Origin of the sequence: Microbacterium testaceum StLB037 (genome assembly GCF_008763945.1) — a bacterium.
GTDB classification, from domain to species: Bacteria; Actinomycetota; Actinomycetes; order Actinomycetales; family Microbacteriaceae; genus Microbacterium; species Microbacterium testaceum_G.
In genome coordinates this window covers 586,227-608,853 of record NZ_VTQH01000003.1, presented here as the reverse complement: position 1 = coordinate 608,853, position 22,627 = coordinate 586,227, and the positions used below count along the sequence as shown (strand labels likewise).

Below are 22,627 nucleotides of genomic sequence, written 5' to 3'. Positions count from 1 at the left end.
GCGGGGCGCCCACGCACGAACGCCCCGCCGCACGGGGCGACGGGGCGTTCGATCAGCGAGCGGGGATCAACCGCGGGTGCGGTTCTTGTTCCACACGTCGAAGGCCACGGCCAGCAGCAGCACGAGACCCTTGATGAACTGCTGGACGTCGGTCGAGATACCCATGAGCGACATGCCGTTGTTGAGCACACCCATGACCAGACCACCGGCGATCGCGCCGACCACGCGGCCGACACCACCCTGCACGGCCGCTCCACCGATGAAGGATGCGGCGATGGCATCCAGCTCGAAGAGGTTTCCGGCGCCGGGACCGGCGGAGTTCAGGCGACCCGTGAAGACGATGCCGGCGAGGGCCGCGAGCACGCCCATGTTGACGAACAGCAGGAAGTCCACACGGCGGGTGTTGATGCCCGAGAGCTTCGCGGCGGTGCGGTTGCCACCGAGCGCGTAGATGTGGCGGCCGAAGACGCTGCGGCTCATGACCGTGGAGTAGCCGATGATCAGCAGAGCGAGGACGACGAGCACGATGGGCGTGCCGCGCGAGCCGGGAGCCACACCCAGCAGGTAGGTGAGGTACGCGATGAGCGCGCCGCCACCGATGACCTTGACCAGGAAGGCGACCTGCGGCTCGTTCTGCAGCTCGAGGGCGGCGCGCTTGGCGCGCTGGCGCACCTGCGAGACGACGAACAGCACCAGGGTCAGCACGCCGAGGGCGACCGTGATCCATTCGGCCGGCGACGTGGCCGCCGGGAACAGGTCGGGGAACAGGTAGCCGCCGCCGAGGGCGCGGTACTCGGTCGGGAACGGCGTGATCTGGGTGTTGCCCAGGGTCATCTGCGTCAGACCGCGGAAGAGCAGCATGCCCGCGAGGGTCACGATGAACGCCGGGATGCCGATGTAGGCCACCCAGAATCCCTGCCACATGCCGACCACGGCACCCAGGAGCAGCGAGAGGGCGATGCCCAGCCACCAGGGCAGACCCCACTGGACGATGAGCACACCCGAGACGGCGCCGACGAAGGCGGCGACCGAACCGACCGACAGGTCGATGTGGCCGGCGATGATGATCATCACCATGCCGATCGCGAGGATCAGGATGTAGCTGTTCTGGACGATGATGTTCGACACGTTGCCCGCGGTGAGCAGACGACCGCCGGTCAGCGCCTGGAAGAGCAGCACGATCACGATCAGCGCGATGAAGATGCCGATCTCGCGCAGGCGCGAGGTGAAGAACTGCACGATGCCGCCGGCACCGCTGCCGGCACCGCCGCCGACGGGACCCTTCGGCGTGGCGGGACCCTTCGGGGTCACGGTGTTGTCAAGCGCTGACATGGTCGGCTTCCTTTTCCTTCGTCATGAGCACCATGAGTGCCTCGGGAGTGGCCTCTTCGATGGGCAGCTGGCCGGTGATGTGGCCTTCGCTGAGGGTGTAGATGCGGTCGCAGATGCCGAGGAGCTCGGGCAGCTCCGAGGAGATGACCAGCACCCCCTTCCCCTGTGCCGCGAGGGAGTTGATGATCGTGTAGATCTCGTACTTCGCGCCCACGTCGATGCCGCGGGTCGGCTCGTCGAGGATCAGCACCTCGGGGTCGGAGTACAGCCATTGCGACAGCACGACTTTCTGCTGGTTGCCGCCGGAGAGCTTGCCGACGACCACATCGACGCTGGGCGCCTTGATGTTCATCGACTTGCGGTAGCGGTTGGCGACCATGTACTCCTCGTCGCCGTCGACCCATCCGCCCTTGACGAGCTTGCGCATGCCGGCGAGCGAGATGTTGCGCTTGATCGTGTCGATCAGGTTGAGACCGGCGCCCTTGCGGTCCTCGGTGACGTACGCGAGGCCGCTGCGGATGGCCGCGGGAACCGTCGAGGTGTCGGCCTTCTGCCCGCGGATGTACACGTTGCCCGAGATCTTGGAGCCGAAGCTCTTGCCGAACACGCTCATGGCGAGCTCGGTGCGACCGGCACCCATCAGACCCGCGATGCCGACGACCTCGCCGGCGCGCACGGTCAGATTCGCCTGGTGGATCACGGTGCGGTTGCCATCGGTGGGGTGACTGACGTTCCAGTCCTCGATGCGCAGGACCTCGTCGCCGATCTCGACGTCGCGGTCGGGGTAGCGGTTCTCGAGCTCGCGGCCGACCATCCCGCGGATGATCCGGTCTTCGCTCGTGCCGCCGGTGGCCACATCCAGCGTCTCGATCGTGCGACCGTCGCGGATGATCGTGACCTCGTCGGCGATCGCGCGGATCTCGTTGAGCTTGTGGCTGATGATGATCGAGGTGATCCCCTGCCCCTTGAGGTGGCGGATCAGATCGAGCAGGTGCTCGGAGTCGTCGTCGTTGAGCGCCGCGGTCGGCTCGTCGAGGATGAGGAGCTTGACGTCCTTCGACAGGGCCTTGGCGATCTCGACGAGCTGCTGCTTGCCGACGCCGATCTCGTTGACGGGCACGTCGGGGCTGTCGCCCAGGCCCACGCGGGCCAGGAGCTTGGCGGCTTCGCGGTTCGTGGCATCCCAGTCGATGAGGCCGCGGTGGGTGATCTCGTTGCCGAGGAAGATGTTCTCGGCGATCGAGAGGTAGGGGCTCAGCGCGAGCTCCTGGTGGATGATGACGATGCCGGCCGCTTCGCTGTCGCGGATGTCTTTGAACTCGACGGTGTTGCCGTCGAAGACGATCTCGCCGCGGTAGTCGCCCGCGGGGTACACACCGCTGAGCACCTTCATGAGGGTGGACTTGCCGGCGCCGTTCTCGCCGCAGATGGCGTGAACCGTTCCGCGCTCGACGGTCAGGGACACGTCGGCGAGCGCGATGACGCCGGGGAACTCCTTGGTGATCGAGCGCATCTCGAGGATGGTGCTCACGAGGTCCTCCTTGCAGAACCGGCGGATGGCCGGTGGGAATGTGGGGCGGGTGCGGGATGCCGCGGACCCGCGGGAGCCTCCGCCGCGACCCGAGGGGCCGCGGCGGAGGCGGGGCGGAGGGGCTCAGCGCCCCTCCGGGGGATTACTTGAGGTCGTCCTCGGTGTAGTAACCGCTGTCGATGAGGACTTCCTTGTAGTTGTCCTTGGTGACGATCGTCGACTGCAGGAGGTACGAGGGGACGACCTTCTTGCCGTTGTCGTACGTCTTGGTGTCGTTCGTCTCGGGGGTCTCGCCCTTACGGATGTCGTCGACCATGGTCACGGCCTGCTTGGCGAGCTCGCGCGTGTCCTTGAAGATCGTCGAGTACTGCTCACCGGCGATGATCGACTTGATCGAGCCGGCCTCGGCGTCCTGACCCGTGATGACGGGGAGGGCGTTGGCGGCGTAGCCACCCGAGGTGAGGGCCGAGATGATGCCGATCGACAGACCGTCGTAGGGCGAGAGCACACCGTTGAGCTTGGTGCCGCCGATGACGGTGAGGATGTTCTCCATGCGCTTCTGCGCCGTCTCGGGCAGCCAGCGGAGGATGGCCGCCTGGCCGAAGTCGGTCTGGCCGGAGGGCACAACGAGCACGCCCTTGTCCATGTAGGGCTTGAGCGTGTCGATCGCACCGTTCCAGAAGAACGTGGCGTTGTTGTCGTCGGGGCTACCGGCGAACAGCTCGATGTTGAAGGGGCCGGTGGCGCCGGTCTCCTTGCCCGAAGCGTCGAGGACGCCGAGGCCGGTCAGCAGCGAGGTGGCCTGCTGCACGCCGACCTTGTAGTTGTCGAAGGTCGTGTAGTAGTCGACGTTCTCGGTGCCGTTGATGAGGCGGTCGTACGCGATGACGGGGATGTTCGCGTCCTTGGCCTGCTGCAGCACGTCGGTGAGCGTGGTGCCGTCGATCGAGGCGACGATCAGGGCCTTGGCGCCCGTGGTGATCATGTTCTCGATCTGCGAGACCTGGGTGGGGATGTCGTCGTTCGCGTACTGCAGGTCGACCTGGTAGCCGAGCTCCTCGAGCTGCGACTTGACGTTGTTGCCGTCGGCGATCCACCGCTCCGACTGCTGCGTGGGCATGGCGACGCCGATGGTGCCGCCGGCTTCCTGCTCGCCGCCGGCGCTGTTGCCGGTGCGGTCTCCCGCGCAACCGGCGAGGCCGATGCCGAGCGCGAGGACGCCCGCTCCCGCGATCGCCTTGAGCATGCTGTGCTTCTTCACTCTGGTTCCCTCCATTGGGTGGTTGTCGCGGCGCCTCCCCCTGGAGCCCACCGCGGGCAGTGCTGACGGGCACGGCAGGGCGCACGGTCTCGGGGGCGAAACGAAGGCCCTCGGCGAGGCGGTGTGATCCCGCGTCGTTCGAAACTTCTTCGTCTCGACGGATCCGCTCCGCAGCGAGTCCCGTCGGCCGTGTGACCCGGTCATGTGACCGTTCACATTGTGTCAGTGATGCTACCTCCCCGCCGGGAGGAACTGTCAAGTCCCGACGCGCCCGATACCCAGCCGTTGCCGAAACGTGACGTGGGACCGGCTGCGGTCAGCCCCGGGGCGGCGCCGTCGACGAACGCACGATGAGGCGCAGGTGGTCGGGTTCGACCACCTGTCCGCCGTCGTTCGACTCACCGAGGGATGCCAGCAGGTCGGTGACCGCGCGTGTTCCGATGCCCCCGAAGTCCTGGCGCACGGTCGTGAGCGGGGGCCACAGGTGGGCCGATTCGGGCACGTCGTCGAACCCGACGACCGAGACGTCCTCGGGCACCGATCGACCTATGGCTCTGACGGCATGCATGAACCCGAGCGCCATATGGTCGTTGCCCGCGAAGATCGCCGTGGCATCTTCGGTCCGCAACAGCTCCAGACCCGCTTCGAATCCGAACTGCGCCGTCCAATCGCCCAGGACGGGCGGCCGCGGCGAGAGGTCGTTGGCATCCATCTCCGCCAGATACCCGCGCATGCGATGATCGGCCTCGATCCAGTCGCGGGGACCGGCGATGTGAAGGATGCGCGAGTGACCGAGCTCGATGAGGTGGCGGACGGCGGCGCGCGCACCCGCGGTCTGGTCGTTGTGGGTCGTGGAGGTTCCCGTCGAGGCGACGATCTGCACCGGGACCGGCAGCTTCAGCTCATCGAGGATGGGCACGACCCGCGTCTGCGGGGCGACGGCGATGAGTCCCTCGATCGACTGCTGCATGAGGTGATCGATCGACGCGCGCACGTCGTCGGGGGCGCTGGTGGCGAGGTTCGTGACCGTGAGGCGGTAGCCGGCGGCCCGGGCGGCCGATTCGATGGCTTGAACCATCGACGCGGTGCCGTGCGTCGTGGCGCGCGGACCGAGCACCCCGATGAGACGCGAGCGACTCGTGGCGAGGGCCCGGGCGGCCTGATTGGGCACGAACTTCAGTTCCGCGATCGCCGAGCGCACCTTGGCCGCGGTCTCGGGGCGCAGCTGCGTGCTGTTGTTGATCACGCGAGAGACGGTCTGGTACGACACCCCGGCGAGCCGCGCGACATCGCGGATGCTCGGGGCACGCCCCGTCGCCTCGGGGGTGTCGGTGTCGCTCATGGTCCGCCTCATTGCGGGTCGCGCGCTGTTGCGTGACCGGTCACACGAGGATAACCGACGCGGCGGTCAGGTTCCGATCCGGGGGTCAGGACTCGAGCAGGGCCCGATAGAACCGGATGCCGCGGAGCCAGACGTCCACGCGGATGCGCTCGTCGGGGGCGTGCAGCGCGTCGCGCTCGGCGCGGGTGAGGTGGAAGGGTGCGAAGCGGTACACCGCATCGGTCAGATCGGTGTAGAACCGGCTGTCGCTGGCCCCGAGCTGCAGATACGGCAGGGGAACGGTGTCGGCGCCGAGCGTCTCGGTGACGGCGCGGGACAGCCGCCGCCACGGCTCCCCCCGCCACGGCGAGACCGGGGAGGGGTCGCTGCCGTGGCGCAACTCGATGTCGACGAGCGGGTCGGCGACCGCCCGCCGCAGGTGGACCGCCGCGTCGGAGAGGGTGTCGCCGGTGAGCAGCCGGACGTTGACGCTCGCGCGCGCCGAGGTGGCGAGGACGTTCTCACCCGCCGACCCCTCGAGGCGGGTCACGACGGCGGTCGTGCGCACGAGGGCGTTGGTCTCGGGACCGAGCCGCGACAACGCGGCCGTGAGCGCGGGGCCCGAGACGGCGGTGCGGCGGAACAGCGTCGCCAGAGGCTCCCGCGCGTGCGGCGCGGCCGTGGCCAGCATCGCGCGCACCGGCGGGACGAGGCGCCGCGGAAAAGGGCGGCGACGCAGGCGGTCGATCGCGCGGGCGAGCCGGGCGGTCGCGGGCAGGCGCGGAGGGGTCGAGGCGTGTCCCCCTGCCTCGCGGGTCACGAGGTCGAAGGTCGCGACGCCGCGCTCGGCGACACCGATCATCGCGGTGGGTGCAGCGACCCCGGGCACCGCCCCCTCGACCACGGCGCCGCCCTCGTCGAGCACGAGAGAGGGCCGGATGCCGCGCTCCGCGAGAAGGGCCGCGATGGCTTGGGCCCCGGTTCCGCGCGTCTCCTCGTCGTGACCGAACGCGAGCCACACGTCGGTGCGCGCGGTGACGCCCTCGGCGAGCGCTCCCTCGACCGCTTCGAGGATGGCGACGAGGGCGCCCTTGTCGTCGATCGCCCCGCGGGCGTGGATCGTCGCGTCGGACCCCTCCCCCACGACGTCGGCGGCGAAGGGCGGGTGCTGCCACTCCTGCCCGTCGACCGGGACGACGTCCTGGTGGGCGAGGAGGACGAGGGGGCTGCCGGGGCTGGTTCCCACCCAGCGGTACAGCAGGGAGCGCCCCGCGACGACCTCCCGTTCGAGACGTTCGTGAACCCGCGGATACAGCCGCTCGAGCGCCGCGTGGAAGCGTTCGAACGCCGCGTCGTCGGTTTCGGCCGGGTCCGAGCGCGACACCGTCGGGATGGACAACAGTTCGCGGAAGCGCTCGACGGGCGTCATGCGTCGAGCCTACGGCGTGGGTTTCCGCGCCGCCCGGGGGTCCCGGCATCCGGGATCTCGTATCACGCTCGAGGACAGCGCGTCCGATGTCGGCGGTCGCCGCTACGGTGGAGCGCATGACCGGACTGCACTGGGGCATCCTCGCAACGGGCGGCATCGCGCACGCCTTCACCTCCGACCTGCGCACCGCGGGCCTCGACGTCACCGCCGTCGGCTCGCGTCGCATCGACAGCGCTCGGGCTTTCGCCGAGCAGTACGGCATCGCGCACGCCCACGGCTCGTACGAAGAGCTGGTCGCCGACCCCGACGTCGACATCGTCTACATCGCGACCCCGCACCCCGGCCACATCGACAACGCCCTGCTCGCGCTCGAGCACGGCAAGCACGTGCTGGTCGAGAAGCCGTTCACGCTCAACGCCGCCGAAGCCGCGGCCATCCGCGACAAGGCCGCCGAGAAGGGGCTGCTCGCGATGGAGGCCATGTGGACGCGGTACTTGCCGCACATGGTGCGCATCCGCGAGATCCTCGCCGCGGGCACCCTCGGTGAGATCCGCGTCGTCTCGGCCGACCACACCCAGAAGATCTCGACCGACCCGGCGCATCGCCTGAACGACCTCGAGCTCGGCGGCGGGGCTCTGCTCGACCTGGGCATCTATCCGATCTCGTTCGCGATCGACGTCCTGGGCCTGCCCGAGCGGATCACCGCTCTCGCGCGCCTGTCCGACGCGGGTAGCGACGCCGAGGTCGCGACCGCGTTCGTGCACGCCGGCGGGGCCGTGTCGACCACCGTGTCATCGTCGCGCGGTGCCGGGATGAACGTCGCGCAGATCGTCGGCACCGAGGCCCGGATCGAGATCGACCGCGTCTGGTACACGCCGACCTCCTTCCGCGTGGTCTCCCCCGGCGGCGAGGTGATCGAGGAGTTCACGACCGAGGTCGAGGGCCGGGGCATGCAGTTCCAGGCCCAGGCCGCCGAGCGCTTCGTCGCCGCCGGTGCTGCATCGAACGACATCCTGTCGATCGACGAGACCGTCGCGATCATGGGCGTGCTCGACGAGGTGCGCCGCCAGATCGGCGTCGTCTACCCCGGCGAGCGGTGAGCCGCGAGGGCTACCCGCTCTCGCACGCGACGGGTCAGACTGGACGCATGCCCGACACCCAGACCGCCCGCGTCGCCGTCTACCTCGACTTCGACAACATCGTGATGTCCTGGTACGACCGAGTCCACGGGCGCAACGCGTACTCGCGGGATCGGCAGAAGATCGCTGAGAACCCCGTCGAGCCCGAGATCGCCGAGCGACTGACGAAGGCGACGATCGACGTCGGCGCGGTCATCGACTACGCGGCGTCGTTCGGCACGCTCGTGCTCACCCGCGCCTACGCCGACTGGTCGTCGCCGGTGAACGCCGAATACCGTTCCCAGCTCGTCGCGCGCGCGGTCGACCTCGTTCAGCTCTTCCCCGCCGCGGCGTACGCGAAGAACGGCGCCGACATCCGCCTCGCGGTGGATGCCGTGGAGGACATGTTCCGCCTTCCCGACCTGTCGCACGTCGTCATCGTCGCCGGTGACAGCGACTACGTCCCGCTCGCCCAGCGCTGCAAGAGGCTGGGTCGCTACGTCGTCGGGGTCGGGGTCGCCGGGTCCACGGCGAAGTCGCTCGCCGCCGCCTGCGACCGCTTCGACGCGTACGACTCGCTCCCCGGCATCCCGAAGCTCGCCGAGACGAAGAAGGATGCCGCTCCCTCGCGGCCCCGCGCCCGCAAGCGCTCGAAGGATCCCGCGGTCGACCTGCTCGATCGGGCGATGCAGCTCGAGGCCGAGCGCGCCGACGGCGAGTGGCTGCACGCCTCGGCGGTGAAGGACCTGATGAAGCGCCTCGACCCCTCATTCAGTGAGAAGGCGCTGGGATTCCGAAGCTTCTCGGACTTCCTCAAGGCGCAGACCGACCACGTCGAGGTCGACGAGGAGTCGAACGTCGTGCAGGTGAAGGCGGTCGGCCGGGGCTGACGGCGGGACGGGCGCTTCGCGCCTCGAACGGTTCAGCGGCGCTCGGTCCCGGGGGCGACGTGGGCCAGCACACGCGCCCAGACCGAGGTCAACGTCACCTCTCCATTGACCGAGCCGATCTCATCGGGGTGGACGATTTCGGCCGTGCCCGAGCGCAGGCGGTCGACGTACCAGGCCGCGTCGCCGTGTCCCGCGGGTCCCTCGCCACCCACCACCACCAGGACGTCGGCCGCGAGGTCGTCGAGCAGAGGTGTCCGCAGATCGCGACTCAGCGCATCGGTCGGGCTCTGCACGCCGACGATCGCGACCCGGTCGACCACCTCGCCCATCGCCGCGGCGAGGTACAGCGCGATCGGCCCGGCCGACCGCTCGCCGACCACCCCGACCGTGGCCCCCGGTGCCTCGCGCTCGAGCAGCGCCTTCAGCGCCTCGACCGTCAGCCCGGCCGGGGTCTGCCCGCCGAAGACCGGCGGATCCTCCAGCTCGGGAGCGTCGAGACCGACAGCGACGATCCGCACGTCGAACCCCGAGGTGACGCGGGCGTCGGGGTCGGTGGTGGCGATATCGCCTGTGCGCAGGACGAAGACGGCGCGCGGGGCGCCGGGCGTTCCGAAGCTGCGGTAACCGAGCTCGCCGTCGAGCCAGGGAGCCAGACTCATCGCGTCATCCTTCCGTCGCTGCTCCGCCGCCGGGAAGCAGCGCACGCAGGGTGTCGATCGTGTCGGCCTCGGCCGCGGTCTTGTCGGAACGGTAGGTCTTCACCCGGGCGAAGCGCAGCGCCACGCCGCCGGGATACCGCACCGAGCGCTGCACCCCGTCGATCGCGATCTCGACGACGGTGTCGGGGGCGACGCGGATGCCGCCCGGGAGATCCCCCGTCTGCCGCTCGGCGAAGTGCGCCGTCTGCCACTGCAGGAGTTGGTCGGTGAGGCCTTTGAAGGTCTTGCCGACCATGACGAAGCCGCCGACCTCACCGAAGCGTCCCTCGGGATCACGGGCTCCGAGATGCAGGTTGGACAGCCAGCCCGACCGCCGCCCCGACCCGTATTCGACACCGAGCACGACGAGGTCGAAGGTGTGGACCGGCTTGACCTTGAGCCAGCTCTTGCCGCGGCGCCCCGCGGTGTACGCGTCGTCGAGCCCTTTCACCATCACGCCCTCGTGACCGGCGGCGAGCGCGTCGCGGGCGAACGCGTCGGCGACCTCGACGTCGTCGGTGAGGACGGCGGGGATGCGGTGCTCGCCCGCGACCCTCTGCAGTTCGTCGAGGCGGGTGGCGAGGGGTTCGTCGACGAGGTCGCGACCGTCGACGTGCAGGATGTCGAAGAACCAGGGCCGGAGCGCGATCTCTCGCGCCGTCTCCGCGCCGAAGCGGGCCATGGTGTCTTGGAACGGTCGCGGGCCGCCGTCCTCGTCGAGCGAGAGCGTCTCGCCGTCGAGAATCACGTCGTCGACGGGCAGCGATAGGGCGACCTCGACGATTTCAGGCACGCGGTGGGTGATGTCGGCGAGCGTGCGGGTGAAGACGCGGACCTCGTCGCCGCGCCGGTGCACCTGCACGCGCGCCCCGTCGAGCTTGTACTCCACCGACGCGCGGCCCGTCACGGTCATCGCCTCGGCCACGCTGGCCGCGGTCGACGCCAGCATCGGCTGCACGCCGCGGCCGACCACGAGTCCGACGGCGGCCAAGTCGTCGGCCGTTCCGGTCAGCGCGATGCGCGTCGTCTCACCCAGGTCGCCCGAGAGCATGGCGGCACGGCGCACCAGGGCCCCGTCGCGGTCGGAGGCTCGAGCCACGGCATCCAGCAGCACTCCCTCGAGGGCGCCGGTGCGCAGCTCCCCCGTCATGATGCGGATGAGGAGGTGCCACTCGTGCGCCGTCGCGCGCTCGGCGAGCTCGTCGAGCAGGCGCGTGCGCACCGCTGCGGAACCGCTCCCGCTCACCTCGGTCAGCCGCGTGAAGGCGTCGTCGACGTCGCCGATCGTCAGGCTCGGGGCTTCGGCGTGAGCGCCGTCGCGTGCCGAGAGCGTGCGCCAGCCCACACCCAGACGCCCCTGGCGCGGCGAGGCCGTGAGCAGTCCGACGGCGGGCTCGATCTCATGCGGATCCAGTCCGCGCAGCAGCGTCGCGAGGGCGTCGACCTTCGCCAGGCGCGAGCGCGTGTTCGTCACCGCTGCGAGCGCGGTCTCGATGTCGCCGAAGAGCATGTCGGCATCCTGGCATCCCCCTCCGACATCGACGCGGCGCTTGTGCGCATCCCGCCGCAGTGACATGGCGGGGCCGTCGCGAGAACAGATCCCGCTCCACCCCGCAACCCCCGGGGCGATGTCGGAGGTCTGGGGTGTGCTGGGGTCCTCCCCCAGGAATGAGGCTCCGTGAACGCTCCCGCCACACTCGAACAGTCCGCCCGTACCGCCCGCGAGGTGTTCGGGTGGGACGACCTGCTGCCGGGTCAGGCCGAGGCGATCGACGCGGTGGTCAGCGGTCGCGACACGCTCGTCGTCTTCCCCACCGGTGCCGGAAAGTCGGCGGTGTACCAGATCGCCGGGTGCGAGCTCGGCGGGACGACGGTCGTCATCTCGCCCCTGCTCGCCCTGCAGCGCGACCAGATCGACTCGATCGATGCGGCCCCCGACGCCCCCGCGGCCGTGGCCCTGAACTCCCGCACGAGCGCCGCCGCCAAGAAGACGGCCTGGGCCGCGATCGAGGGGCCCGACGCGGTCTACGCCTTCCTCGCGCCCGAACAGCTCGCCAACGCCGAAGTCTTCGACCGGCTGGCGAAAGTCGACGTGCGCCTGGTCGTGATCGACGAAGCGCACTGCGTCTCGGCATGGGGGCACGATTTCCGCCCCGACTACGCGCGCATCGGCGACGCCATCGAAGCGCTCGGCCACCCCCCGGTGCTGGCGTTGACGGCCACGGCATCCGCTCCCGTCCGCGACGACATCGTCTCGAGCCTCGGCATGCGCGACCCCCACCTCGAGGTGCGCGGCATGGACCGCCCCGAGATCCACATGGCCGTCCGCCGGCACGAGCACGACGCCGACAAGCGCCGCGCGGTCATCTCGGATGTCCAGGATGCCGGCGGCCCGGCGCTGCTGTACGTGGCGACGCGCAAGGGCACCGACTCCTACGCCGAGGAGCTGCGGGAGCTCGGCCTGCGCGCCGCGGCGTACCACGGCGCCATGGCGCAGAAGAAGCGCGACGAGGTGCACTCCGCCTGGAGCGCGGGAGAACTCGACGTCGTCGTGGCGACCTCGGCCTTCGGCATGGGCGTCGACAAGAGCGACGTGCGTCTGGTGGTCCACGCCGACGTGACCGAGTCGCTCGACTCGTACGCGCAGGAGATCGGCCGCGCGGCACGCGACGGGCAGCCCGCGCGGGCGATTCTGCACTACCGCGCCGAAGACTTCTCGCTGCGCTCGTTCTTCGCCGGCGGCCACACCAAACGCGCCGATATCGCCGGGGTCTGGGACGTGCTGCAGCAGACGAAGAAGCCGGTTCGAGCGAAGGAGATCGCCGACGAGAGCGGCCGCTCGGTGCGTGCGATCGGGCGGGTGCTGAACCAGCTCGTCGCGTGCGAGTTGGCCGTGTCGGGGCCCGACGGGGTCTCAGCGCGGGCGAAGGTCTCGGCGGGCGACGCGGTCAGCGCCGTGCGAGAGCGCGACGAGGCCGAGGAGCGCATCCGGGCCTCGCGCATCGAGATCATGCGCGCCTACGCCGAGACCACGCACTGCCGCCGCCGGGCCCTCCTCGAGTACTTCGGGGTCGAGGCCCCCGCCCAGTGCGGGTCGTGCGACCGCTGCGACGCGGGTGCCGTGGCACCGGTGGACGAACCGGCCGCCGACGCGTCGTCGGACGGCATCCGAATCGACTCCGTTGTCGAGCACGGCGAGTTCGGCACGGGCACGGTCATGGCGATCGAGGACGACCGGCTCACGGTGTTCTTCGCCGACCACGGCTACAAGGTGCTCGCTCGCTCCGCGTTCGAGAACGGGATTCTGGAGCTCGGCGAGGCCGCGTAAGGCGTTTCGGCGCGGGCCGGCGAGGGCAGGTGTTGAGCGACCGATGCTGGTTTTGGGGCGGATTCTGCCGTTGGGGGCGTGAATTTTGCGCCCCAAACCGCTTATCCCGCCCCACACCGGGGCGAGCGCGTCAGCGTGCGCGCGTCGACCACCATGCCCACGCGACGAGCGGCACCTGCAGGAAGAGGCGGAGGAAGCGGGAGCGGTCGGTGTTGAGCCCCGGCGCCGAACGCCCGGTGCGCCACTGGTGCACGTTGCCCGGGAACACCGCGACGAAGAACGCGGCGATGGCTGCGCCGACACGACCGCGCTCCTTCGGCAGCGCGACGAGGGCGACGCCGAGGATTACCTCGACGGCTCCGGATGCCACGACGATGGCGTCCTTGTCGGTTCGGAGCAGGCGCGTCGCCCACCCCGGAACGACGATCCGGTAGCCGCGGCGGCCCCACGTGACGTGGCTGACCCCCGCCCCGACGAGCAGCAGGGCCAAGGCCCCGCGGGCGACGGAGCGAACGGTGAGACCTGTGCGACGCGGCATCCGGTCAGTCTGTCATCCGGACGAGGGGGCGGGGCCGCGCCGGAGCGAGGCCCGGTCGCGGATCCGTCAACCGGGCCCTCTCGACACGCCGCGCTCACGGCGCGCCGTCGCGGGCGTTGCCCTGGGGGGCCGCAGGTTCACAGCGTCCGATTGCACGGCATGCCGCTCCGACCGCGCCGCGTCTCCGGTGTCACCGCGGCGACGGCGCCGTCCTCCTCGCGAAGTCCACATACGCCTCGACGGTGTCCCCCGCCACGATCGCCCGCAGCACGACCTCGTCGGCAGCCGCGGTGTAGGCCTCGAGCGCCTCGCCCAGTTCGGTGACGTCGCGGATCGTGGTGTCGGCGGCATCCACCCCCATCCGCTCGAAGTTCGCGGCGTAGTTCGGAAACGACGCGTACCGGGCCGTCTCGGCGTCGAGGCGCTCGCGCGCGGCCGAGACGATCGCGGTGCGGACATACACGGCGACGTGCGCCGCGGGGGCGAGGGTGTGGAGGGCCTCAGCCTGATCTCGCGCCTCGACCGGCGGGACCCAGTTCAACAGCACCCCCTCGGCGAGCTCCGCACCCGTGCGCCGCATCTTCGGTCCGAGCGCGCCGACGAGCACACGGGGTACGCCCGCCTCGTGAAGAACAGAAATGGCCTCGCTCACCCGGGCCAGGGCGCCCTGCTTGGCCATGCCCGAGCCGATGCCCAGTGTCAGGCGGTCGAGCGGGAGACCGAGGGATGCCACCTCAGCGGCGATCGCGTCGGCGGGACGGCGATCGACGGGAACGACGCCCGTGGCGAGACGCAGGCGGTCGGTGACACGCGCGGCGGCGGCGAGAGCGGCGAGGGCATCGCCGTCGGGGGTGTCGTTGATCCAGAGCGTGTCGAAGCCCGCGCTCTCGGCAGCCGGGGCGATCTGTGCGATGGCATCGGGACCGAGCGATCCGGCGAGACCCAGCGAGACGGTCCCGCGCGTCACGACACGCCTCCCGCGTGGGGCACGGCCACCGCGACCTGTCCCACCGCGGAGAAGAACGCCGCGAGGTCGACGTCGTCGGTGGGGAGCAGCACGACGTCGTCGACGCCGGCGGCCTGGAAACGGGCGACGCCCTCGGCGACCTCGGAAACCGAACCGGCGAGAACGCGGTCGGCCGCGTCTTCGCGGTCTGCGAGCACCGCGGTCGCGCGTTCGAAGGCATCGGGGCCGAAGGCCGTCAGCACGTAGGCGACGACATCGGCTCGACCCTCGCGCCCCGCGTCGGCACGGCCCGCCTGAACGGTCCGCACGGCTGCGGCGATCTCTTCGACGGTGTGCCGGCTGTCGAGCACCACCCCGTCGGAGACGGCCCCCGCCAGGGCGAGGGTCTTCGGGCCCTCGGCCGCGGCGTAGACCAGGGGTGGCTGCGCGGGAGGCCAGTCGAGCGTCACCTCGCGCAGTTTCACGTACCGCCCCTCTGTGCTGACCGTCTCGCCCGCGAGCAACGAACGAAGGGCGGGCAACTGCTCCTGCATGAGCGTCAACGGAGAGGCGGCTTTCGCCCCCACCTGCCGCATCCAGTCTTGCACGCCGTGACCGAAGCCCGGCAGCAGGCGCCCCGGGAACATCCGCTCGATCGTGGCGATCTCCATCGCAGAGGCCGCGACGTTGCGCAGCGGGAGGGGCGCGATACCGACGCCGATGCGCAGGTGGTCGGTGGCGGCCAAAGCCGCCGCGGCGGCGGCCCACGCGGAGGAGCGGAAGCAGTCCTCCCAGAGCCAGAGTTCTTCGACCCCGGCGTCTTCGGCCGCTCGCGCGGCGTCGCGTAGCTCTTCGGGCGGGTGCGGGTACGGGCTGAAGATCGTGCCGATACGACTCATGCCTCTACTCTGCCGCGAACCTCCGACATCGGGGCGGGGGCTTCCGCGCGTCGAGGATTCCGAAGGCCCCACGCCCGGCGACGGCCGTGCCGCGCTCCGGATCCTCGCCCAGCCTGCGGCCGATCCCGGCTCCCGGACGCCGCCTTCGGGCCGATACTTCCGCAGCCCGGCACCCGCCGACATCCCGGCACGCGCCGACGGCCCGGTTCCCGCAGACGGCCCGGACCCCAACGTCTCAGCCGGACGTCCACCCGCCCGCGCACGACGAACGCCCCGGAGCCGAAGCCCCGGGGCGTCTCTCCATCCCGTCTTTACGCCGCCAGCGCCCGCGCGGCAACGGCCGAGACGACGAAGCCCGCCTCGGTGGCATCCACTGTCACCGCTCCCCCATCGCTCAGCTCACCCGACACGAACAGGTCGGCGATGCGGTCGTCCACCTCGCGCTGGATGACCCGGCGTAGCGGCCGCGCACCGTATTCGGGCTCGTATCCGACCTCGGCGAGCCGGTCCACGGCCGCGTCGGTCACCTCGAGCGACACCTCGCGCGACGCCAACCGACGCGAGGTCGCGCCCAGCAGCAGTCCGACGATCTCGCGCAGTTGCGCCTTCTCGAGCTTGCGGAACAGCACGATGTCGTCGATGCGGTTGAGGAATTCCGGTCGCATCGCCTCGCGCAGCTTGCCCATCACGCGGTCGCGCAGATCGGCGTCGGCGAACTCGCGGCCCGTGGTGGTGAAGCCGATGGCCCCCGACCGGGATGCCAGGAACTCCGCGCCCAGGTTCGAGGTCATCACGATCACCGTGTTGCGGAAGTCGACCGTGCGGCCCTGTCCATCCGTGAGCCGACCGTCGTCGAGCACCTGCAGCAGCAGCGTGAAGACGTCGGGGTGCGCCTTCTCGATCTCGTCGAACAGCACGACCGCGTACGGGTTGCGGCGCACGCGCTCGGTGAGCTGGCCGGCCTCGTCGTACCCGACGTATCCCGGAGGGGCACCGATCAGGCGCGACACCGTGTGCCGCTCGCCGAACTCGCTCATGTCGAAGCGGATCACGGCACCGTCGTCGTCGAAGAGCGATCCGGCCAGGGCCTTGGCGAGCTCGGTCTTGCCGACACCGGTCGGACCGAGGAACAGGAACGATCCGACCGGACGGTTCTCATCCCCCATGCCCGTGCGATTGCGCCGCACGGCCTTGGCGACGGCGGCGACCGCGTCGTCCTGACCGATGACTCGGGCGTGCAGCTCGGTCTCGAGCTCGGCCAGGCGTCCGCGCTCGGTCGCGGTCAGGCGGGCGACGGGAATCCCGGTCGCGCGGCTGATGACGGCGGCGATCTCCGGCTCGTCGACGATCGCCGCGGCGCGCGGGCCGGCGGTTGCCTCGTCGAGCCGCGCCTGCACGGCGGCCATCTCGTCGCGCAAACGCGAAGCCTCTTCGTAGTGCTCGGCCGAGACCGCTGCGTTCTTGTCGGCCTCGAGCGTCGCGAGGCGTTCGAGCAACGCGGTGGTGTCGACGGTCACGCCCAAGCGCAGCCGCAGACGCGCACCCGCCTGGTCGATGAGGTCGATCGCCTTGTCCGGCAGCACGCGGTCGGGCAGGTACCGATCGCTCAGCTCGACGGCGGCACGCAGGGCCTCGTCGGTGAAGCGGACGGCGTGGTGCTCTTCGTACGCCGAACGGAGTCCGCGCAGGATCTCCACGGCATCCGGGATCGAGGGCTCGCCTACGCGCACCGGCTGCAGGCGCCGCTCGAGCGCGGGGTCCTTCTCGATCGTGCGGTATTCGCGCAGCGTGGTCGCGCCGATCAGGTGCACGTCGCCGCGGGCCAGGCGGGGCTTGAGGATGTTGCCGGCGTCCATCGAGCCGTCTCCGCTGCCCCCCGCGCCGACGAGCGTGTGCACCTCGTCGAGGAACACGACGAGCCTGTCGGATGCCGCGATCTCGTCCATCGTCTGCGTGAGGCGCTCCTCGAAGTCACCGCGGTATCGCGCCCCGGCGAGCATCGCCGCGAGATCGATTGCGACCACCCGCGTCTCGCGCAGCTGCTCGGGGACGTCCCCCGCCACGATGGCGCGAGCGAGTCCCTCGACGACGGCGGTCTTACCGACGCCGGCCTCGCCGATCAGCACGGGGTTGTTCTTCGTCCGGCGGCTGAGGATCTCGATCGTCTGCTCGATCTCGTCGGCGCGGCCGATCACGGGGTCGAGTTCGCCCGCGGCTGCCCGCGCGGTGAGGTCGGTGCCGAACCGGTCGAGGTTCGGAGTGGCGGATGCCGACTCGTCGGGCTCCGTGGTCTCGTCGCCGCCCACGACCGTCTCGCGCACACCCTGGGTGAGCGCCTCGGCCGTCACTCCGGCCTGCGCGAGGATTTGTCCGGCAGGTGCGTCCTGCGCGAGCACGAGGGCGAAGAAGAGGTGGTCGGGGTCGACGTAGGTCGACCCGGCGGCACGGGCCACCTGGAACGCGTGGAACAGGGCGCGCTGCACGGACCCGGCGACGACGGCACCGTCGACGTTCGCGGGGCTCCCGGCGGCGGGTAGGCGGCTCTCGGCCGCGCGGGCGATCGCTGCCGGGTCGGCACCCAGGCGTGCGACCGCTTCCTTCGCGGGCGAGCGCCCCACGAGGACGTGGAGCACGTGGAGGGCGTCGAGCTCGCGCTGACCACGGCCGAGCGCATAGCGACCGGCCTCTTGAAGGGCGTCCTGCGTGCGGGCGCTGAGGAAGCGGCTGAGGTCGATCGAGCGCTCGGCGCGCGCCTGCTCGCCCGCGAGGTAGCGAGCGAGGAACTCGTCGAACGACTGAGCGCCGTCACCGGGGGTGAAGTCTTCGGGCAATTCCGTCTCCTGAGATACGTGAGTGCGGTTCGCTCAAGTTTGCTACTTGAGCGCCGTCGTATCAAGTCAACGCTGGCTCCCGGGGTCTATTCCCGGAGCGTCGGGTCAACCTCGTTCCAGAGCTCCACCGTCTGCACGAGCCAGAACACCGCGAACAGCGCGAGCGCGACCGCTTCGCCGACGACGACCACCGGAAACCCCCACCGCTCCACCCCGGCCACGACGCCGACCACGAGCAACAGCAGCGTCAGGACGATGCCCCCGGCCACCACCGCGTAAGCGATGCGCACTCCCCGACGCAGCCGTCCGCTGCGCCGCGGTCGCCACGCCGCGAGGGCGGCCACCGCCGCGATCAGCACGAAGAACATCACCGCCGCGACCTCGTGAGCCCACAGCAGGAAGACGTCGGGGGCGAGCACCGCCCACACCGCTCCCCCGGTGACGAGCACGACGATGACGCCGACGGTGAGCGCCACCCCACGACTCGCCGTGCCCTGCACCCGGGCGAGGACCACGGCCGCGACCACCCCCAGAAGGACGACGGATGCCACCGCCACGGCGTTGTCGGCCACGGTCGCCCGCACCTCGGGGGGCACGCACCGCGTCCCCACGGGACAGGCAGCCGATGAGATCGTCGTCGGCACGTAGGCGATGACGAGGGCGAGCACCGCCCCGACGTCGAGCAGCCCCTGCTCGAGACTCCGCCCCGACAACGCGAGGAGGGCGAGGGCGATCGCGCTGAGAGCCCCCACAAAGACCGGTCCCGCCGGGGTGTAGTACGACGCACTCACCGACAACAGGCCGTCACCGCGTGCGAGCTCGATGCCGACCCCGACGGCGAGGAACACCGTCGCGCCGATCAGCGCCAACCGGACGTACCGGTACGTGCGTTGCGTCGAGGTGGTGCGGATGCGCATAGCGGCATCCTGGCATCCCCCTCCGACATCGCCGGGGCGCGCCGACGGCGAGCGCAACCTCGACCGCCGATGTCGGGGGTGTCTGTCAGAATCCCGGCATGCGCGAATTCCTCGCCGGCGCCGCCCTCCTGGCCCGTGGTCTCGGCCAGTGGCGCCGCACGCCCGGGGCGATGGCGCTCGGCCTCATCCCGGGAACCATGGTCGGGGTGGTCTTCGGCGCAGCGCTGGTGACCTGGGGGCTCGTCCTTCCCGACCTCGTCGACGGATGGACGCCCTTCGCCGACACCTGGGCGCCGTTCTGGGCCGCGGCCCTGCGCACCGCGATCGGCGTGGCCTCGTTCGGCGCGGCTGTGCTGATCGTCATCGTGTCGTTCACCGCCGTCACGCTCGCGGTCGGCGAGCCGTTCTACGACCGCATCTGGCGGGCGACCGAACGCAGCGCGACGGGCTCCGTCCCCGACGCCGACTACGGGTTCTGGCCGGCCGTCGGCGACAGCCTGCGCCTGATCCTGCGCGGCATCCTCGCCGCCGTCCTGGCGTGGCTCATCGGCCTCGTCCCCCTCGTGGGCGGCGTCCTGGGGTTCGTCACCGGCGTCCTCCTGACCGGGTGGCTCCTCGCCGACGAACTCACCTCGCGCGCCCTCTCCGCTCGGGGACTCGACCGGCGGGCGAGAAGACAGCTCCTGCGCACGCACCGAGCGCGAACCCTCGGCTTCGGCGTCGCCACCCAGCTCTGCTTCCTCGTCCCCCTCGGCGCGGTGGCGGTCATGCCCGCCGCCGTGGCCGGCAGCACGCTGTGGGCGCACGCGGCCCTGGGCATCCAGCCGCGAACGGGCGACGACCCCGGCACACCGCCCGCGCAACCCACCCCTCCGGCGCACTCGCGCGCGGACTCGGCACGATAGCCTGGAGCGACCGAAGGGATCCTCATGTTCATCGTCTCGCTCATCCTGTTCGTCGGCGGCATGCTGCTGACCGGCCTGTCGTTCTCTCTTGCCGCTCCCGCGCTGTTCTTCGCGCTCGGCATCATCCTCGTCTCGGCCTCGCTGGCCCTGCCGTTCCACTTCGGCACACGCTGAGCCCGCACTCCGGTCAGGCACCGCGTCACGTCACCCCCGGGTAGCGTGGTCCGGTGCCTTTCTCGTTCGACGCCCTGCGTCGCCGCCCCGATCTCGAGGGTCCCGACCTGGTGGCCGTCGACGCAGTAGACCGCCTGATCCTCGACCAATCCGCTGACGCACGCGCCGGACTCGACGAAGGCGAACTCGTCGTGATCGGCGACTCCTACGGGGCGCTCACCCTGGCGGCGGCGGATGCCGGAGCCCGCGGCATCCGGGTACATCAAGACGAACTCCTCGGCGAGCGCGCCCTGGCCGCGAACGCCCGAGACGCGGAGCTCGAGGACACCTTCACCTCGCACGCCCTCGGCGCCGACCTGCTCTCCGGCGCCCGCGTCGTGCTGCTGCGCCTCCCCCGGTCGCTGCAGGCCCTGTCCGACATCGCCGGGCTCATCGCGCTGCACGCGCACCCCGACGTCGTCGTCTTCGCGGGCGGACGCATCAAGCACATGGCCGTGTCGATGAACGACGTGCTGCGGCGCTTCTTCGACCGCGTCGACGTGTCGCACGCGCGGCAGAAGTCCCGCGTCCTCATCGCCCGCGGCCCCCGCGACGGCGCCGAGCCCGAGCCCGAGACCGCCGAGGTCGACGGCATCCGGATCCGTGCCTTCGGCGGAGCCTTCGCGGGCGCCTCGATCGACATCGGCACGCGTCTGCTGCTGGCTCACCTTCCCGCCCCGCGCGGCGAGCACGCCATCGACCTCGCCTGCGGAACGGGTGTCGTGGCCGCGGCCCTGGCCGTGCGGCATCCCTCCCTCCGCGTGATCGCGTGCGATCAGTCGGCGGTCGCCGTGGCCTCCGCGCGGGCCACCGCCGAGGCGAACGGCGTCGCCGACCGCGTGAGCGTGGTCCGCGACGACGTGCTCGCATCGCAACCGGATGCCACGGCCTCCTTCATCGCGTTGAACCCGCCGTTCCACGCGGGGGCCGCCATCAACGAGGGTCTCGCTCCCCGGATGTTCGCCGACGCGGCGCGGGTCCTCGCCCCGGGCGGGGAGCTGTGGACCGTCTGGAACTCGTCGCTGCAGTACCGTTCGGCGCTCGAGCGGCTCGTCGGGCCGACCCGTCAGGTCGCCCGGGATCGCAAGTTCACGGTCACGGTGTCGACGAAGCGCTGACCGCCCTCGCGTCGAGCCGTGGCGCGCGCCCCGCTCGGGGCGTAGATTTCGTCCGACGACGACGAGGAGGTGCGCCGTGCGGATGTCGACCGCTGCCCCCGCGCTCGTCGCTGCCGGCATCGTCCTGGCCTGCGCCGCCGCGACCGGAGTCGCCCCGGCACCTGTCGCCGGCGCCCCCACGGCCGAAGTCGTGCGTGCCGACCCCCTGTCGGACGAGCTCGCGGCGCCGCTGCTCGCGGACTGCTCGAGCATCACCGAGAACGGCCGCGGCTACGCGCGCATCCATGGCATCGATCTCTGCGGCGCCGATACGACGCCGCTGTCGCAGCCCCTCCGCACCGAGGCCGTCGGCGGGGAGGAGTGCGGCTCGGCGACGCTGACGATGACGAGCCGCGGCGGCGGACTCGCCGCCATCGACTGGCGGGTGAGTTCCGAGTCAGGTCCGATCGTCGCCGTCGAGCTCGACCTCTCCTTCGCCAGCCACTCGGGCGGCGAGATGCGCCACGTCTCCGACCGGTCTCCCAGCGTCCACGCGCGCGGCGGAACGGTGGCCTTCCTCGGCGTGGGTCGCGCGACGGCCACCCTGTCGGGGTCGGTGGAGACCTTCACCGCGACCTGCCGGATCGTGCCGGCGAGCGTGCGGATCCTCGTGCGCTGAAGCGCGCTGGGGTGTCAGCGCTAGGGCGTCAGCGCTGTGGTGTCAGCCCTTGCCGCCGGGAGGACCGACGACGAGCAGCACGACGAAGACGACGGCGACCACCGCGACGAGCACGAGCGCGAGCGCCCAGGGCCTGCGGAGGAAGAACCGCAGCAACCGGTCGACCGGCCGGCGATCGCGCGGGTCGCCGCTGTCGTCGAGGCGCCATCCTCCGCGCAGACGCCCCGTCCGGTGGAGCCAGATCTCGGTGGGGATCGTCGCGTAGGGAATCACGGCGCTGACTACAGCGAGCGCGGTCGCGCCCAACCCCCAGCGCTGGTTCAGCGCCACGAGCACGGCGGTCGCTCCGTAGGCGAGGAACACGAACCCGTGGATGCCGCCGCCGATCGACACCGCCAACGGCAGGTCGGCCACGGCGCGCAGGATCAACCCGCCGATCAGGAGCGTCCACGAGATCGCCTCGGCGATCGCGAGCGTGCGAAACAGGGTCAGGGGCGTGCGGAACACGTCTCTCCTCGTTCGGGTCGGGGGCTTCCCACCCTACGGAAGTGCCTCGCCCGTCACCCGCGCACCGTTCGACGTCGAAGCGTCACTCGATCGGCTGGTCGTCCTCCTCGAGCGACGGATCCGACTTCGCGCCCTCCGCCGCCGTCGACGTGTCGGGCTCGGGGCCGGGCTCGATCGGTTGCTTGTG

General features: G+C 70.9%; 20 protein-coding genes. 7 read left to right on the top strand and 13 right to left on the bottom strand.

What is annotated here, in order from left to right; translation table 11 throughout:
* Positions 1–66 precede the first annotated feature (66 nt).
* From mmsB to F9B98_RS15240, 5 genes are all read right to left on the bottom strand, one after another.
* On the bottom strand, positions 67–1,332 hold the full coding sequence (gene mmsB, locus F9B98_RS15260) for a multiple monosaccharide ABC transporter permease (RefSeq protein ID WP_225310375.1): 1,266 nt from the start codon (positions 1,330–1,332) through the stop codon (positions 67–69).
* Positions 1,319–2,845, bottom strand: a complete 1,527-nt coding sequence (mmsA, locus tag F9B98_RS15255; RefSeq protein WP_150959129.1) for a multiple monosaccharide ABC transporter ATP-binding protein — start codon at positions 2,843–2,845, stop codon at positions 1,319–1,321. The genes mmsB and mmsA overlap by 14 nt, the downstream gene beginning before the upstream one ends.
* Before the next feature lie 160 nt (positions 2,846–3,005).
* Positions 3,006–4,109, bottom strand: coding sequence for a multiple monosaccharide ABC transporter substrate-binding protein (gene chvE / locus F9B98_RS15250; protein WP_150959128.1), 1,104 nt, complete (start codon positions 4,107–4,109; stop codon positions 3,006–3,008).
* A gap of 331 nt (positions 4,110–4,440) precedes the next feature.
* A complete protein-coding gene (locus F9B98_RS15245) occupies positions 4,441–5,466 on the bottom strand; it encodes a LacI family DNA-binding transcriptional regulator (protein WP_150958932.1) in 1,026 nt (341 codons plus the stop codon).
* Positions 5,467–5,551: 85 nt separating this feature from the next.
* On the bottom strand, positions 5,552–6,874 hold the full coding sequence (locus F9B98_RS15240; protein ID WP_150958929.1) for a M20/M25/M40 family metallo-hydrolase: 1,323 nt from the start codon (positions 6,872–6,874) through the stop codon (positions 5,552–5,554).
* Positions 6,875–6,990: 116 nt separating this feature from the next.
* On the opposite strand from F9B98_RS15240, the gene F9B98_RS15235 reads away from it, so the two are divergent.
* Both F9B98_RS15235 and F9B98_RS15230 read left to right on the top strand, forming a co-directional pair.
* Positions 6,991–7,974, top strand: a complete 984-nt coding sequence (locus F9B98_RS15235; protein WP_150958927.1) for a Gfo/Idh/MocA family protein — start codon at positions 6,991–6,993, stop codon at positions 7,972–7,974.
* A 47-nt stretch (positions 7,975–8,021) separates the two neighbouring features.
* On the top strand, positions 8,022–8,882 hold the full coding sequence (locus tag F9B98_RS15230) for an NYN domain-containing protein (protein ID WP_150958925.1): 861 nt from the start codon (positions 8,022–8,024) through the stop codon (positions 8,880–8,882).
* A gap of 32 nt (positions 8,883–8,914) precedes the next feature.
* Here the strand turns inward: F9B98_RS15230 and F9B98_RS15225 are convergent, their stop codons facing one another.
* Positions 8,915–9,541 (bottom strand): hypothetical protein, encoded by a 627-nt coding sequence (locus F9B98_RS15225; protein ID WP_150958923.1) that lies wholly within the window; start codon positions 9,539–9,541, stop codon positions 8,915–8,917.
* Between the two features lie 4 nt (positions 9,542–9,545).
* Positions 9,546–11,090: an ATP-dependent DNA ligase gene (locus tag F9B98_RS15220; RefSeq protein ID WP_150959127.1), complete on the bottom strand. Its 1,545-nt coding sequence runs from the start codon at positions 11,088–11,090 to the stop codon at positions 9,546–9,548.
* A gap of 168 nt (positions 11,091–11,258) precedes the next feature.
* On the opposite strand from F9B98_RS15220, the gene F9B98_RS15215 reads away from it, so the two are divergent.
* Positions 11,259–12,908 (top strand): RecQ family ATP-dependent DNA helicase, encoded by a 1,650-nt coding sequence (locus F9B98_RS15215; protein ID WP_150958921.1) that lies wholly within the window; start codon positions 11,259–11,261, stop codon positions 12,906–12,908.
* Positions 12,909–13,038: 130 nt separating this feature from the next.
* On the opposite strand, the gene F9B98_RS15210 is transcribed toward F9B98_RS15215, so the two are convergent.
* The 5 genes from F9B98_RS15210 to F9B98_RS15190 all read right to left on the bottom strand — a co-directional run bounded on the left by F9B98_RS15210 (position 13,039) and on the right by F9B98_RS15190 (position 19,039).
* Entirely contained in the window at positions 13,039–13,446 is a 408-nt protein-coding gene (locus F9B98_RS15210; protein WP_150958919.1) for a hypothetical protein, read from the bottom strand.
* A 190-nt stretch (positions 13,447–13,636) separates the two neighbouring features.
* Positions 13,637–14,413 carry an LLM class flavin-dependent oxidoreductase gene (locus F9B98_RS15205; RefSeq protein ID WP_150958917.1) on the bottom strand — a complete coding sequence of 259 codons (777 nt, stop codon included), beginning with the start codon at positions 14,411–14,413 and terminating at the stop codon, positions 13,637–13,639.
* Positions 14,410–15,291 (bottom strand): LLM class flavin-dependent oxidoreductase, encoded by an 882-nt coding sequence (locus F9B98_RS15200; protein WP_150958915.1) that lies wholly within the window; start codon positions 15,289–15,291, stop codon positions 14,410–14,412. Before F9B98_RS15200 ends, F9B98_RS15205 begins: the two co-directional genes overlap by 4 nt.
* Before the next feature lie 311 nt (positions 15,292–15,602).
* Entirely contained in the window at positions 15,603–18,122 is a 2,520-nt protein-coding gene (locus F9B98_RS15195) for an ATP-dependent Clp protease ATP-binding subunit (protein ID WP_150958913.1), read from the bottom strand.
* An 86-nt stretch (positions 18,123–18,208) separates the two neighbouring features.
* Entirely contained in the window at positions 18,209–19,039 is an 831-nt protein-coding gene (locus tag F9B98_RS15190; protein WP_150958911.1) for a hypothetical protein, read from the bottom strand.
* Between the two features lie 98 nt (positions 19,040–19,137).
* On the opposite strand from F9B98_RS15190, the gene F9B98_RS15185 reads away from it, so the two are divergent.
* The 4 genes from F9B98_RS15185 (at position 19,138) to F9B98_RS15175 (ending at position 21,933) form a co-directional block, all read left to right on the top strand.
* On the top strand, positions 19,138–19,944 hold the full coding sequence (locus F9B98_RS15185) for an EI24 domain-containing protein (protein WP_150958909.1): 807 nt from the start codon (positions 19,138–19,140) through the stop codon (positions 19,942–19,944).
* Positions 19,945–19,968: 24 nt separating this feature from the next.
* On the top strand, positions 19,969–20,118 hold the full coding sequence (locus F9B98_RS16030) for a hypothetical protein (RefSeq protein WP_013585971.1): 150 nt from the start codon (positions 19,969–19,971) through the stop codon (positions 20,116–20,118).
* A gap of 53 nt (positions 20,119–20,171) precedes the next feature.
* A complete protein-coding gene (locus F9B98_RS15180) occupies positions 20,172–21,275 on the top strand; it encodes a class I SAM-dependent methyltransferase (RefSeq protein WP_150958907.1) in 1,104 nt (367 codons plus the stop codon).
* 76 nt (positions 21,276–21,351) lie between these two features.
* On the top strand, positions 21,352–21,933 hold the full coding sequence (locus F9B98_RS15175; protein ID WP_150958905.1) for a hypothetical protein: 582 nt from the start codon (positions 21,352–21,354) through the stop codon (positions 21,931–21,933).
* Positions 21,934–21,975: 42 nt separating this feature from the next.
* Here F9B98_RS15175 and F9B98_RS15170 read toward each other — a convergent pair whose 3' ends face one another.
* A complete protein-coding gene (locus tag F9B98_RS15170; protein WP_150958903.1) occupies positions 21,976–22,440 on the bottom strand; it encodes a DUF3817 domain-containing protein in 465 nt (154 codons plus the stop codon).
* Between the last annotated feature and the right edge of the window lie 187 nt (positions 22,441–22,627).

What these genes read in the sequence shown, in the direction of transcription:
- mmsB (WP_225310375.1), bottom strand. Translation starts at nt 1,332, where the DNA reads ATGTCAGCGCTTGACAACACCGTGACCCCGAAGGGTCCCGCCACGCCG.
- mmsA (WP_150959129.1), bottom strand. Translation starts at nt 2,845, where the DNA reads ATGCGCTCGATCACCAAGGAGTTCCCCGGCGTCATCGCGCTCGCCGAC.
- chvE (WP_150959128.1), bottom strand. Translation starts at nt 4,109, where the DNA reads ATGCTCAAGGCGATCGCGGGAGCGGGCGTCCTCGCGCTCGGCATCGGC.
- F9B98_RS15245 (WP_150958932.1), bottom strand. Translation starts at nt 5,466, where the DNA reads ATGAGCGACACCGACACCCCCGAGGCGACGGGGCGTGCCCCGAGCATC.
- F9B98_RS15240 (WP_150958929.1), bottom strand. Translation starts at nt 6,874, where the DNA reads ATGACGCCCGTCGAGCGCTTCCGCGAACTGTTGTCCATCCCGACGGTG.
- F9B98_RS15235 (WP_150958927.1), top strand. Translation starts at nt 6,991, where the DNA reads ATGACCGGACTGCACTGGGGCATCCTCGCAACGGGCGGCATCGCGCAC.
- F9B98_RS15230 (WP_150958925.1), top strand. Translation starts at nt 8,022, where the DNA reads ATGCCCGACACCCAGACCGCCCGCGTCGCCGTCTACCTCGACTTCGAC.
- F9B98_RS15225 (WP_150958923.1), bottom strand. Translation starts at nt 9,541, where the DNA reads ATGAGTCTGGCTCCCTGGCTCGACGGCGAGCTCGGTTACCGCAGCTTC.
- F9B98_RS15220 (WP_150959127.1), bottom strand. Translation starts at nt 11,090, where the DNA reads ATGCTCTTCGGCGACATCGAGACCGCGCTCGCAGCGGTGACGAACACG.
- F9B98_RS15210 (WP_150958919.1), bottom strand. Translation starts at nt 13,446, where the DNA reads ATGCCGCGTCGCACAGGTCTCACCGTTCGCTCCGTCGCCCGCGGGGCC.
- F9B98_RS15200 (WP_150958915.1), bottom strand. Translation starts at nt 15,291, where the DNA reads ATGAGTCGTATCGGCACGATCTTCAGCCCGTACCCGCACCCGCCCGAA.
- F9B98_RS15190 (WP_150958911.1), bottom strand. Translation starts at nt 19,039, where the DNA reads ATGCGCATCCGCACCACCTCGACGCAACGCACGTACCGGTACGTCCGG.
- F9B98_RS15185 (WP_150958909.1), top strand. Translation starts at nt 19,138, where the DNA reads ATGCGCGAATTCCTCGCCGGCGCCGCCCTCCTGGCCCGTGGTCTCGGC.
- F9B98_RS16030 (WP_013585971.1), top strand. Translation starts at nt 19,969, where the DNA reads ATGTTCATCGTCTCGCTCATCCTGTTCGTCGGCGGCATGCTGCTGACC.